Source organism: Candidatus Uabimicrobium helgolandensis (genome assembly GCF_041508025.1).
GTDB classification, from domain to species: Bacteria; Planctomycetota; Uabimicrobiia; order Uabimicrobiales; family Uabimicrobiaceae; genus Uabimicrobium; species Uabimicrobium helgolandensis.
The window spans coordinates 5,826,056-5,838,409 of the sequence record NZ_CP165719.1 but is presented as its reverse complement, the minus strand read 5'-3'; the positions used below and the strand labels follow the sequence as shown (position 1 = coordinate 5,838,409).

At 33.4% G+C, this 12,354-nt stretch carries 9 protein-coding genes and 1 pseudogene; 7 read left to right on the top strand and 3 right to left on the bottom strand.

Translation table 11 applies throughout. The features are described 5' to 3' along the window. The first annotated feature begins 10 nt into the window (after window positions 1-10). The 3 genes from UABHE_RS21565 to UABHE_RS21555 all read left to right on the top strand — a co-directional run bounded on the left by UABHE_RS21565 (window position 11) and on the right by UABHE_RS21555 (window position 2,526). Entirely contained in the window at window positions 11-319 is a 309-nt protein-coding gene (locus UABHE_RS21565) for a hypothetical protein (RefSeq protein WP_372365356.1), read from the top strand. A 118-nt stretch (window positions 320-437) separates the two neighbouring features. Further along, window positions 438-839: a hypothetical protein gene (locus UABHE_RS21560; protein WP_372365355.1), complete on the top strand. Its 402-nt coding sequence runs from the start codon at window positions 438-440 to the stop codon at window positions 837-839. A 295-nt stretch (window positions 840-1,134) separates the two neighbouring features. After that, window positions 1,135-2,526 carry an NAD-dependent epimerase/dehydratase family protein gene (locus tag UABHE_RS21555; RefSeq protein ID WP_372365354.1) on the top strand — a complete coding sequence of 464 codons (1,392 nt, stop codon included), beginning with the start codon at window positions 1,135-1,137 and terminating at the stop codon, window positions 2,524-2,526. A gap of 520 nt (window positions 2,527-3,046) precedes the next feature. Here the strand turns inward: UABHE_RS21555 and UABHE_RS21550 are convergent. Together UABHE_RS21550 and UABHE_RS21545 are read right to left on the bottom strand one after the other, a co-directional pair. After that, entirely contained in the window at window positions 3,047-3,376 is a 330-nt protein-coding gene (locus UABHE_RS21550) for a hypothetical protein (RefSeq protein WP_372365353.1), read from the bottom strand. Between the two features lie 122 nt (window positions 3,377-3,498). Next, window positions 3,499-3,648 (bottom strand): annotated as a pseudogene (locus UABHE_RS21545) (four helix bundle protein); the annotation flags it as partial. A gap of 360 nt (window positions 3,649-4,008) precedes the next feature. Between UABHE_RS21545 and UABHE_RS21540 the strand changes: the two are divergent. From UABHE_RS21540 to UABHE_RS21525, 4 genes are all read left to right on the top strand, one after another. After that, the gene (locus tag UABHE_RS21540; protein WP_372365352.1) at window positions 4,009-6,666 is read left to right on the top strand and encodes a DEAD/DEAH box helicase; all 2,658 of its coding nucleotides are present in this window, start codon (window positions 4,009-4,011) and stop codon (window positions 6,664-6,666) included. A gap of 11 nt (window positions 6,667-6,677) precedes the next feature. Next, entirely contained in the window at window positions 6,678-7,751 is a 1,074-nt protein-coding gene (locus UABHE_RS21535; RefSeq protein WP_372365351.1) for a hypothetical protein, read from the top strand. 35 nt (window positions 7,752-7,786) lie between these two features. After that, on the top strand, window positions 7,787-8,986 hold the full coding sequence (locus UABHE_RS21530) for a hypothetical protein (protein WP_372365350.1): 1,200 nt from the start codon (window positions 7,787-7,789) through the stop codon (window positions 8,984-8,986). Between the two features lie 82 nt (window positions 8,987-9,068). Continuing rightward, window positions 9,069-9,371: a hypothetical protein gene (locus UABHE_RS21525; RefSeq protein WP_372365349.1), complete on the top strand. Its 303-nt coding sequence runs from the start codon at window positions 9,069-9,071 to the stop codon at window positions 9,369-9,371. A gap of 103 nt (window positions 9,372-9,474) precedes the next feature. Here the strand turns inward: UABHE_RS21525 and UABHE_RS21520 are convergent, their stop codons facing one another. Beyond that, window positions 9,475-12,039 carry a LuxR C-terminal-related transcriptional regulator gene (locus tag UABHE_RS21520; RefSeq protein WP_372365348.1) on the bottom strand — a complete coding sequence of 855 codons (2,565 nt, stop codon included), beginning with the start codon at window positions 12,037-12,039 and terminating at the stop codon, window positions 9,475-9,477. Window positions 12,040-12,354 lie beyond the last annotated feature (315 nt).

The following is a 12,354-nucleotide window of genomic DNA, read 5'->3' as shown; positions in this document are numbered from 1 at the left end:
GCTCAAGAAAATGGAAGAAAATAAAACTGGCCTAGGCCTAGCTCTTTTTGTCATTTGCGTAATGGCGTGTTTTTTTATTTTAGCATACTATATTTTTCCTAATCGATCGAGTATAGTTCGTTTGATTATTTGTTTTTTAGCCTTAAAGTTTTGGGGAGGTGTTTTACTTTTTGCCAGTACTCACATACACAAAAGTTTTTTATTTCGTTTGCTTGCTTTTTTGTTTCGCGGTAAAGACCGAATGTATTTATATGGCATTTTAGCAATGTTGGCAGGTTTTTTTCTATTTCCAATATTTTTTGCTTACGGCTGGATTTAATTTTACTAAGACCACGGTAGTTCATATGAAAATGTATTGTTAAGAATAATGATTTAAGAACCGTACAAATAGTTATTAACTGAGTTGTACAGATGGACTAGGAAATGAGATTAACACTATGAATAAAGATCGTAATCAAATTTTGTTGGACAGTTTGAAAGTAGATCAAACTGAGATAAAGTGGTGTTTTATCGCAAATTACTATGATGGTCCAATTAGCGGCCTTCTCCACTTTGAAAAAGCTATTTATCGTTTTTGTTGTTTTGAAGAAGATATTCCTGAACAACACGTTTATGTTATTCAGAAGCTTACGTTAAGTGAATTGAATAGAGAACTAGAAGATAAGGTAAAATTTGAAAACATGGTAGGCACTCATAATTCCTTTGATGAAAATGGTCAGCCTTTACCAAAGAATACTAATGCGACAAAGCAAAGTGCAAAACAGTACTATGACGAACAAACAAAATTTAAAAATCCATCTCCATGGGATCAACAAGTCGTTGCATGGTTTACTTTGTAATAGCATATTTTCTAGAAATAAAAAGTGAAGAAGCTAACTATTCTTTTATCAATCATTTTTAACAGTTGTAGTACAATTGACAACATTAGTTCTTTTAAACTAACCTAAAAAGCAGCGAAATTTTACATACAGTCATATTCAATAATGTTCTAAACGTAGAATCATTACTATAATAAAAACAATTAATCACCACACAAATATCGAATTTCATTATTAAACTGAAACTAGACCAAAGTCAAGAATATCAACATTTTGGCCCACAGAAGTTACTTTATTGAAAAATGCAGGAGTATACATGAAAACAATAGCTATTGCGGGAGCGAACGGTTTTGTTGGACAAGCGCTTTTAGAAAAGCTATCACAAGACTATCATATTATTGCTCTTAGTCGTAATGTTAGTTCAAAAGAAAAGCAAAAAAATATTGAATGGCGCAGCTGCGACTTATATTCAATGCGCGATGCTGAAATAGGCTTAGAAGGTGTCGATTATGCGATTTATCTAGTGCACTCAATGATGCCTTCAGCGCGTTTAACACAAGGTAATTTTAGTGATACAGACCTCATACTCGCAGATAACTTTGTACGTGCTGCTAAAAAACAAAACGTACAACAAATTATTTACCTTGGTGGTATTGTTCCTAACAAAGAAGAAGACCTTTCTCTTCATCTCAAAAGTCGACTTGAAGTAGAAGTAACACTCTCTAGCTATAAAGTACCACTTACAACAATACGTACTTCTATTGTTGTTGGGCCTGGAGGATCGTCATTTCACATGATCGAAAAACTAGTGCGCCGTTTACCGGTTATGATCTGTCCAAAGTGGACGCGTTCAGAAACACAACCGATTTCTTTGGAAGATGTTATTGCTGCGATAGAACAAATGCTTGGTAACGATCGATTTTTCCATCAAACAATAGAATTAGGTGGGCCCGATGTTTTTGACTACCAACGATTAATAGAGCTAATGGCAAAAGCTTTTGGTAAAAAACGTTTACTAATTACAGTTCCTATTTTCACAGCAAGACTTTCTACTTTGTGGGTAAGTTTAGTCACTGGGACTAGTCGCAAACTTGTTGCTCCACTTATTCAAAGTCTTCGTCATCGCATGGTCGCCAAAGAACACCCTTTAAAAAAACAATTGCAACTGCCACAAATTCCTTTTGAAGTTTGTGTTAAAAATGCCATTAACACAAAACCAACGAAATCATATACGCGGAAAAAATTTATTCCGCAAGTTAGCGATGTTCGATCTGTACAACGCCTTTGTTTACCAAAAGGCAAAAGTGCACGTTTTGTCGCCCAAGAATATTCTAAGTGGTTAGGTCGTTATATGAAGGGAATTCTTGTTGTTGATAACGACGACAAGGGAAATAGTTTCTTCCGATTACGTTTTTTTAAACGTTGGCCTCTTCTTGTTATAACATTATCTCCTGAAAGAAGTAGTTCGGATCGCTATCTGTTTTATATTACAGGAGGTATTCTTGCCGAAAAAACAGACCGCGGGCGTTTAGAGTTTAGGGAAGTTATGGCTGGAAAATATATACTTGCTGCAATTCACGATTTTCGACCAACTCTACCTTGGTACATATATAATTTTAGCCAAGCAATTATACATTTATGGGTAATGAAAAACTTTGGTCGCTACTTAAAAAAATACAGTGAAGAATCAATGTTAAGCGCTCCTTAATAAAATCGTAGCCAAATTTTGTTTGGGTAGTTCGAGAGTAGATTAAATCGAGATGAAATGGTGTTTTATTGCAGATTATGACGATCCAGCTAGTACATTTGCCTATTTCTTTTATTGCGCTCTTCAATTGAAGTGACACTTTGATTTTGTAAATATTACTAGAGCTTGTTATCATTCAAAATATTTTTCCAAGTCCGTTTCCGAGCCCGATCCCGATTTCAAGGCTTTTGATTAAATAAAAAAGTATTTGTTACAACTCACAAAAAGCTCTATTTTTCGGAAGCGGGCTCGGGCTCGATACTATTCGCAGTATCATAATATAAGATAATATTTCAAGACATCTGTTATTCCTGTGAATGATAACACACGTCTAACAACAGAGTGTTATCATTAGGCGACTTTAATTGGGCAACGCAATAAAAAGCTATTTCTCGTTTTTGTTATTTTGAAGAAGATATTCTTGAAGAAGACATTTTGTTATTCAGAAACTTCCGTTAAGTAAATTAACTTAAGTTGCGACCTAAAAATAACAAGAAAAAGTGAAAGCGAGAACAAAAAGGACAACTTTTAACTCAAATCCATAAGAGGTAACAGCATGAATTTTCTTTGGAAAAAAAGAAGTGATCTGACTAAAAGTAGTTTCAATCCTTTTACGGGTAACCTTTTGAATAAACTCAGTAGCTAAAAAGTTTCGTCCTTTTTCAAAGTTGCCAGAAAAGTAGAGCATAGAAACTAATGCTGTTGTCATAATTTCTGAATTAATCATTTTAACTTGAGGATCTTCTACAATCTTGAGTGCTTGTGTTATCTCATCACATATACAGAAAACAATTATAATTTCTTTTTCCATGACTTTCTCCTTCTTGTTTTTCCTACTTTAAGAGAAGAGTCGTTATAACAGTATAAAAAAACGATGTGTGCAATTCGATTTTTGAGGTTCGTGGTCGTGGATCGATATTCCATGTGCGAAAATTAGACTATTAACTTTGAAAGCATACAAATTATTCTATAGAGTAGTTTTTTGATTTTCTCTTTTTCTTTTGAGTCTATTATTTGGGCTATCTTAGCAACATCGAATACTGCACTACATTCATTTACTGATGCTCTTGCTATAGAGAAAACCTTGCTTTCTCTTTTTTGCTAAATTTGGCATTGCCTTCTGCTATATTAACTGTAACCTGATGGCATTTTCTCCATCACATTAAATGTTTCTTTTGTATATTCTAGTGATACTTGATATACATCTAATTTTTCATGATTAAAATTCATTGCATTACCCTTACTTCGTGCCATGTGCCACGACTGCGTCTCACGAGATTCGAACCGCGCACATCGAATTTGTAAGAGTAATTATACCAGACTGTACGATAACTTTTATAGGTCGCAACTTCGGTTAAATTAAAACAATTGATCACTACATAAATATCGAATTTCATTGTTAGACTTGTATAAATTTCCATCAAATAAAATAAAGAGACCATAATGTATTCAGAGCTTGTAGCTGTTATTATCTCAGGTGGCTCGATCGAATTAGAGTGGGTATCAGTAGATAATAAAATAGATAAAAATAAAAAAAAATTGCAACAGCAGATATTCAAAAATTTCCAGAAAAATGTAGCTTTAGCGTTAATTTTGTTAGGGTTTTCTGAAAAAAATATTTATTTATCTCCTTCTTTGGAATTTTGGAGATCTTTTAGTCTTTCTTTTACAAAAAAACTAGTTCAAACACCAAATCTAGAGGAAATAAGAGAAAACCTTAAAATTGAGATTTCGCAACAAGAAATACAGAATCTTTTAGCAAAATCACCTTTCATGACTGGTTTGGAATATTTAGACGAAGATCTTTTGCGTTTTTTATGGTCGAGACTCAATAAACAAATTAATAAAGAAATCAAAGAGCACAAAGGAAGCGTTGAAGAGCTAATAAAAAGCTATAAACCAAATATTAACTTACTTGGTAGAGTTTATTTTCATCTTGTTGAAAACAAGAATTCTCAAGAATATCCGTTTGCATTTTTAGCTACTTATTCTACAAATTTTGCGACTAAAGAGGAATCCAAACACCTACCTTTAAAATTTGCCTTAGAAGAATATGCTAAGAGCGACAGTGATATGCTTGAACTATTAACAACCATTGAGTCTGCCACCCAAAAAAGCAAGTTAATAATGGACTTGCTAGAATCAGGGGAAATATTTCATCCATTAGCATGGAAAGCTAATGAAGCATTGACATTTCTAAAAGAAATTACCATCTACGAAGAATCAGGTATTTTGTGCCGTATTCCGAATTGGTGGAAAGGAAAAGCGGCTGGCATCAAAGTAAATATTAGCGTGGGAGATCCTCCACCTCGGTGCGTAGGAATGGAATCTCTGCTTAAATTTAACGCCCAGCTACTTTTGAATGGTGAAGAAATTACCGAAGAAGAGGCGAGGAAAATATTAGAAGAAGCGCAAGGTTTAGCTTATCTCAAAGGAAAGTGGGTTGAGGTTAATCCTGAGAAATTGCAACAAATTCTTTTAGCATTTGAGCAAGCACAACAATCAATAAAAGACGATAATTTAAGCATCAAAGATGTTATGCAAATACAATTAGGGACCAAGAAATTCATGGGAGTTTCTTCTGAGGACGATCTACTAACTATTAGCAATGGAAAATGGTTACAATCGACCATTGCTAAATTGCAAAAACCTAAATTGATCAAAGGAGTCAAGCCTGGTAGAAATTTCAAAGCCAAACTACGCAGTTATCAGCAAGATGGGTTAAATTGGCTAAACTTCTTACATATATTGCAATTTGGAGCTTGTTTAGCTGATGATATGGGTCTGGGAAAAACCATTCAAATTATTGCATTTATTAACAGCTTAAAAAGCAAAGGAAACAAAACGGCCCATTTACTTGTTGTTCCAGCGTCCCTCATTTCCAATTGGCAAAACGAAATAGATCGTTTTGCGCCATCACTAAAATATTTTATTGCCCACTCCAGTTCTAATCCCAATATAAAAAAAATAAACAAAGATAGTTGTTTCTTAAACGGCTACGATCTTGTAATAACAACGTATGCATTAGTACAACGGTATGAATGGTTACAGTCGCATAAGTGGAAATATATAATTCTAGATGAAGCCCAAGCAATTAAAAATCCAGGAACCAAGCAAACTAGAGCCATCAAAAAACTGAAGTGTTTTAACCGAATAGCTTTAACTGGTACTCCCATCGAAAATAAACTTGGCGATTTATGGTCTCTCTACGATTTTATCAACCCTGGGTTGTTGGGAAGTATTAGTGAATTCAATCAATTTACCAATACTTTGAAAAACGAGGGCTACACACGACTGAAAAACATCATTAGTCCTTACCTTTTGAGAAGACTTAAGACAGATAAAACAGTCATTGACGACTTGCCAGATAAAATAGAAATGAAAGTTTATGCTTCGCTAAGTAAAAAGCAAATACTACTTTACCAACAATTGGTTGATAACCTTGAACAAACTATAAAAAATACAGACGGAATTCAACGTAAAGGCCTGGTACTTGGGTCATTAATAAAATTTAAACAAATTTGCAATCATCCAGGGCAATATCTTGATAATGGCGAATTTTTAGAAAAAGATAGTGGTAAATTTTCACAATTAAACGAAATTTGTCAAACCATCCTATCTAAAAGAGAAAAGGTTTTAATTTTTACTCAATTCAAAGAAATAACCTCTGGGTTAAACAGCTTTTTGAGTTCTGTATTTGGTAGAGAGGGACTTGTTTTACACGGTAGCATTTCTGTTAAAAAAAGAAAAAGTCTTGTTGAACGTTTTCAAAGTAGCGAATATACTCCTTACTTTATTTTATCTGTAAAAGCCGGAGGAGTGGGTCTAAACTTAACAGCAGCTAACCACGTTATTCATTTTGATAGATGGTGGAATCCTGCTGTTGAAAATCAAGCTACAGATAGAGTGTTTCGCATTGGTCAGAAAAAAAAAGTTATTGTGCACAAGTTTATTACTAAGGGAACCATCGAAGAAAAAATTGATGCGATGCTTGAAGATAAATTATCTTTGTCGCGTAAAATCATTGGAACTTCTGGTGAAAATTGGATCACAAAAATGAATGACCAAGAGATGCTCGATTTATTTAAGTTACAGTTATAGGAGAAATAAAAATGGATTATTGGGGAGATTATAAACCTTATGTAACAGCTGCTGAAAAGAAAAAAATTGCCCAAAAAAAATTAGCTAAACTACGAAAAGAAAATCCCAATATACAACCTATTGTTGTCAAAGGAAAAAAACTCGTTTCCACTTGGTGGGGAAAAGCGTGGAATAGCAATTTAGAATACTACGCTGATTATGATAATCGTATAAGTAGAGGCCGGAGTTATGTTCGCCAAGGCAGTGTATTGGATTTAAAAATAAGATCTGGCAATATCGATGCTCTAGTACAAGGCTCAGAAACATACAAAATTAATATAGAAATACAACCTATACAACAAGAGAAGTGGCTTAAGATTCAAAGTGAATGTGCAGGAGAATTTGATTCGCTCCAAAATCTTTTAGATGGTAAGTTTCCAAAATCCTTAGGTGAAATTTTTACCAAACAAAAAACAGGATTATTTCCATCTCTATCAGAAATTTCCTTTAGATGTAACTGCCTTGATTGGGCTGATATGTGTAAACACATAACGGCTGTTCTTTATGGAGTTGGGGTTAGACTTGATTCTTCACCGGCTCTATTTTTTACATTACGCAATGTTGAAATTGATAGCTTAGTTAAGAAAGCTGTTCAAGATAAGAAATTAAGTTTTCTCCAAAAAGCAAAACAAAAAAGCTCCCGAGTTATTGCTGATTCAGATCTATCGTTTCTTTTTGGAATTGATATTGGCAAAATTACTTCGATTGACACTCACGAAAAGCATAAAGAAAAAACAAATAAAAAGCCACTAAAACCGCAAAACAAAAAAGCATCTAAGAAAAGTAGTAATCCTGGAAAAAGACAGCTTTCTAGCAAAACAAAAAAACCCACAGACTCAACACAAAAAACAAAGCTCAATGATTCTCAGAAACGAGTTCTAAAATTATTGTCGCGAAAAAAGTCATGTTCCCCTTCCGATAAAATTTTTGCAAAACAAGCAAAAGTAGGCGAAACTTACCTGCGAGTAATCTTAGAAGAGTTAGCATCTCGCGGATACGCCAAAAAACAAAAGAATAGGGGAAAAGTTATTTTTTTAGCGCTATAATTTTGTACTGCAGGAAAAATTCAAAGGGAAACAATATGATTGAAATAAAACAAAAAATCCACTGGAAAGTTATCAAAGAAACTCTGTGGTGGTTTATTGGCGCAATGTTTTCTGGTATTCTTGGCATTGTTTTGTGTATAGAACTACTCAATATAGATAGTTCAAAATTCAATTTATTGCAAACGTGGCCATTATCTACCGTGATAATTATTTTATTTTTATGGATTTTATCGAAGTGGAAATCTTTTCTCGTCAGTACTATTATTTGTGGCATAATCACATCTATAGGTGTAGTGATTGCCTATGAGTTACCAAGCAAACAAGTTGTGTACACGGAAGTATGGCTAGAAACTCTACAAGTTTGCGCTACTGCTGTTGTTGCTTTTTTATGTATTGTTATCTCTTTGTCATCCTTCGCAACATTTACACGTAAAACTTTCTATATAATTGCAAAACGTCCAGTAATCAAAATCGATAATGAAGGAGTTTTTTACAAAGATGGCATTTTTCGCGTAGTTCTATGGGATGAAATAGAAAAATTTCATTTCTTTAGCCATTCCGAAATAGGAGTCCGTATTCAACTGCACATTAAAAAATTCCCCACTGTTGTCAAGCGTTTACCTCTACGCAAAAATCTTTTTTGGCGCGATATTCTGCGTTTATCAAACTTTGATTTCATTTATGAAATCGCGCTTTATCCGACAAATTATCAAATTAATAGCGACAATATCCAAAAAACATTAGCGACTCACCTAACTCAAACGCAAAGTGAAATGACAATGGGGTTACATCACCCAGATAGTGAAAAGTTAAACGAAGAGCAAAAGCAATTTGCACAAACAATTAATGTGGAAACACGCACACATGTATGGTCCTCAATTGCTGATTTATTTCTCGATACAGATGTATCGCTTTACTACAACAGTATTGCCAAAGAACTAGCAAGTTCATCATACACGATCAAAGAGTTAAATCATATTTATAAGCGCGAAGTTGCCCCTATTTGTTATGTTAATTTATTTTCTGTTGCTGGTGTGTGGGCTGGAATTGACAATGAATGGTTAGAAGTTGTTATTGTAAAACGACTATATCGTTACAAAAAACATTGGTGGCTGCGGATCCTGCATTTATTTAGTGACCGTCTTTGTACGTTTATGACCAAAAAAGATTGGAAAATAATCATTGCTAAAGTAAAGGAATTGCGCAAAAATTATAAAATGGAACATAAAGAATAAGAATGGTAACACATGAGGAAAACATGCAACGCTAGCGGACTCGAAAAAACAAGTAATATTTTGAATGATAGGATTTAGCATTATGAATAAATTAGTTAAATATCTCATTGTTTTAGGAACAGTTGTTTCATTGTTAACAGCCACTTATATGTGCGGAATTTCATATGGAAAGCACAGAATTAAAAATGGTAGTATTTTAGCTTATGGTAAAAGTTATGATGGGCTTTTTCAAGAAGAGCAGTTAGTTTTTTTAGAGTTTGAGTTTAAATTTAGAGCACAATTTTCTGGTACCGTTTATTTTTGCTTTATTTATAAAACAGAGTTAGGAGATTTTGTTTTATGGAGCCCCTTCAGAAATGAATCACTAAATTTTGAAAATTTTTAATAGCCTTGTGCAATATTGAAAATTTTGAAACAATTAGTAATATTTGACCTTGCATAAGATTTCGGTTGTTGGCAAAATAAATAGAATTTCCTACAAAAGCTACTTAGAATAGATTTAGTTCATAGGCTTTTTTTACTGCTTGTTTGCGATTTGAGACCATTAACTTTTCATATATTATTTTCAGATACCATTTTACAGTATTGATTGACAAATAAAGTTCTTCAGCTATGCGTTTATAGGTATATGATTTACATAATAAAAAGAGAATTTCGCGTTCTCTTGTATTTAGTGGTTGTAATAGCCCTGGTGTTTTTTTGGAAATATTTGGTGTTGGTACGAGAAGTTTTACAAATTGCGAATGTTTCTGCACTTTTTCGATTAAAAAACGATTTCCTTCTTCTAAAAATGGGCGTACAATTCCTTGAGGAGCAGCCATTTCAATTGCTTGCTCCATTACTTTTGTCGCTTGATGTATATTTTTTTGCGAATATAGAATAGAAGATTTAACGATTAAACTCCAAAGTAGCAAATATTTCTCTGATTGCGAGATTAACTTATTAACAAGTAACAATGCGTCATCTAGTTTGCCGCGTATTATATACAGTTTTACGTTAAGAAATATCGCAAAATCGTTTGCGCGTTTTGAATCAATATAACAAGTTACTTTTTGCATTTTTTCAGACAAGAAACTCATGTGAGGAAATTTTTGTGCTAGCTGTAGCTTGTAATATAGAACTGTATAATAAGCCCAAGTTGCTGTTGGTTCAATACATAGATCTAGTTTTTCTATTTTTTGTATCCAATGACAAATTTTTTCAACCTCTCCACTTGCGTATGCTAATTGCATTTTTAAAAGATAAGCAATGTAAATATCGCCTTGCTGTTCTTCTAAATCAAAAATCAACCAAATGTGCTCGGTGATTGCTTGTGCTTTCGCTAGATCATTCTGTAAGTATAAAATATTTGCCATTTTCGTCAAAATATGAGCCGGAAGTGTGCCGAGCTTTTCATTTATAATACAGCTTTCTCCATTCCATACTTGAAGTTTCTTCGCTTCTAATTCCAATATTTCGTAGGCACTACGGTAATGCCCAATATCTATTTGTAACTCGCTCCAGTAACCAACAATTGCACAACGAAGAATGTTATTTTTTGTCAGTGAATTAAGATTAAAAACTTCTTGGTAGTAATCATCAGCAACAGCCCATTCTTTTAAATCATGATGTGCATGCGCAAGTAAAAACAATACCAATTCTTTTAAAAATATGTAGTTACAATCATTTTGAGAGACAGACGTTGCTAAAGAAATACAATTTTTTTGGTCTCCAGAATATGAAGAGTATAAAGCCTTTAGTATAAGCGTATACTCTACGTTTTTTGCCAACTCACTAAGAACTTTTAACTCTAGAAACTGTTCTTTTCCATACAACAAAAGTACATAAGTACAGCATAAACGCGAGTATTTACATAGAGTATCGTGAGGTAGCAGTTTTACCCAGCGAACTAATGTATAGAAATCTTCCTGGTAAAGTAACTTTAAATAAATACTATCTATGTAACCGGCGGCAAGATCAAATTTTTTAGCGCAGATTGCATGATGAATAGCCTGAGAAAAATATTGTTGCTCTACATAGCACTTGCTAGCATAGGTGTGTAGAGAAGTATATTTTGATAAATGCCATTTTTTCAGTCGCTCATTTAAAAGCTCGCGAAACAAATGATGATAGCGATAGATATTTTTTTGTCGATCGACGGCAACAATAAATACGTTTTGTTTTTCAAGATACTCAAGAATAGGCAAAGGTAATTTATCAGCTAAAGAAAAGTCTAAATGTAAAACGACGGCCAAACACACTTCCTCTTGCAAATGTTCGAATATTGAAGTGTACATCAAAAAATCATAAATGGGTTTTGGGCATGTATGCAAAACTTCATCTAAAAGGTAAGTAATAATCTGTTCTTTTGAATTTTCTAACTTGGGTATTTGCCCATTTTTTGTAATGCTAGTAATTAACTTTAAGGCAACAGGCCAACCTTCTGTCAGATTAAAAATATTTGCAATTTCATTGTCTGAGCATTTCATTTTATATAGATCGCAGAAAAAATGCTTTACTTCATCGTAACTAAACTGTAAGTCTTTAATGTCTATTTCAGCGACTTCTCCCTGCACACGCATACGGGAAACAGCAAATGGTAATTCGTGTCGCGTAATGATAATTATGTGTATTTTCGGTGAAAGATGTTCCAATAAAAAATTCATCGCTCGATGAATATCATTATTATCAATATAGTGGTAGTCTTCGAAAATAAGATATATATGTTGCGACGTTTTGCGAAATTTGCGCAGTAATGTATCAGCAATAAATTCAGGAGAATATGCATTCGCTGATTGCAAAATCATCATACTTCTATTAAGACGCAATACCCGAACGAACATTTCTTCTACGTAGGAAAAAAAACTTTTTAAGGCATTGTCGCTTTTATCAATGGTAAACCAACTATAGTTTTTGTACTTCGCAAGTTTTTGAATCACAGCGGTTGTTTTACCATAACCAGCCGGCGCACAAACAACATTAAGTTTTTTATTCAAGTCTATTTTTTGTATAGCGCGTTCCCGTCGTATACTTTTATTGATTTGTGGTTTATATAGTTTGTATTCTAATATCATCGTTTAACTGTCCAAGGATCTTCTAATAAATTTCCGACAAAAAAATTACAGTATTTTGCAAAGTTGCTTGCGAACGGGCGGCGATTGCTTTTTTTAACACAGCATAATAACTAATATACCTTATGTAATTATAACAATTTGAGACTGTTGTTATAGATTTATTTCAAATCAATGAATATAAAGAAAGCACTCTTGGCTTTCAACCTGATAAGAATTAAGTGCTTAGAAAGGTACCTTTTTATTATTTCGATTGGAGCTCTGTTTCTCTGAAATTTACAAAAATTATCTAAAAAAATGTTGTAGTGCGTTTGGTAT

What these genes read in the sequence shown, in the direction of transcription:
- UABHE_RS21565 (WP_372365356.1), top strand. Translation starts at nt 11, where the DNA reads ATGGAAGAAAATAAAACTGGCCTAGGCCTAGCTCTTTTTGTCATTTGC.
- UABHE_RS21560 (WP_372365355.1), top strand. Translation starts at nt 438, where the DNA reads ATGAATAAAGATCGTAATCAAATTTTGTTGGACAGTTTGAAAGTAGAT.
- UABHE_RS21555 (WP_372365354.1), top strand. Translation starts at nt 1,135, where the DNA reads ATGAAAACAATAGCTATTGCGGGAGCGAACGGTTTTGTTGGACAAGCG.
- UABHE_RS21550 (WP_372365353.1), bottom strand. Translation starts at nt 3,376, where the DNA reads ATGGAAAAAGAAATTATAATTGTTTTCTGTATATGTGATGAGATAACA.
- UABHE_RS21540 (WP_372365352.1), top strand. Translation starts at nt 4,009, where the DNA reads ATGTATTCAGAGCTTGTAGCTGTTATTATCTCAGGTGGCTCGATCGAA.
- UABHE_RS21535 (WP_372365351.1), top strand. Translation starts at nt 6,678, where the DNA reads ATGGATTATTGGGGAGATTATAAACCTTATGTAACAGCTGCTGAAAAG.
- UABHE_RS21530 (WP_372365350.1), top strand. Translation starts at nt 7,787, where the DNA reads ATGATTGAAATAAAACAAAAAATCCACTGGAAAGTTATCAAAGAAACT.
- UABHE_RS21525 (WP_372365349.1), top strand. Translation starts at nt 9,069, where the DNA reads ATGAATAAATTAGTTAAATATCTCATTGTTTTAGGAACAGTTGTTTCA.
- UABHE_RS21520 (WP_372365348.1), bottom strand. Translation starts at nt 12,039, where the DNA reads ATGATATTAGAATACAAACTATATAAACCACAAATCAATAAAAGTATA.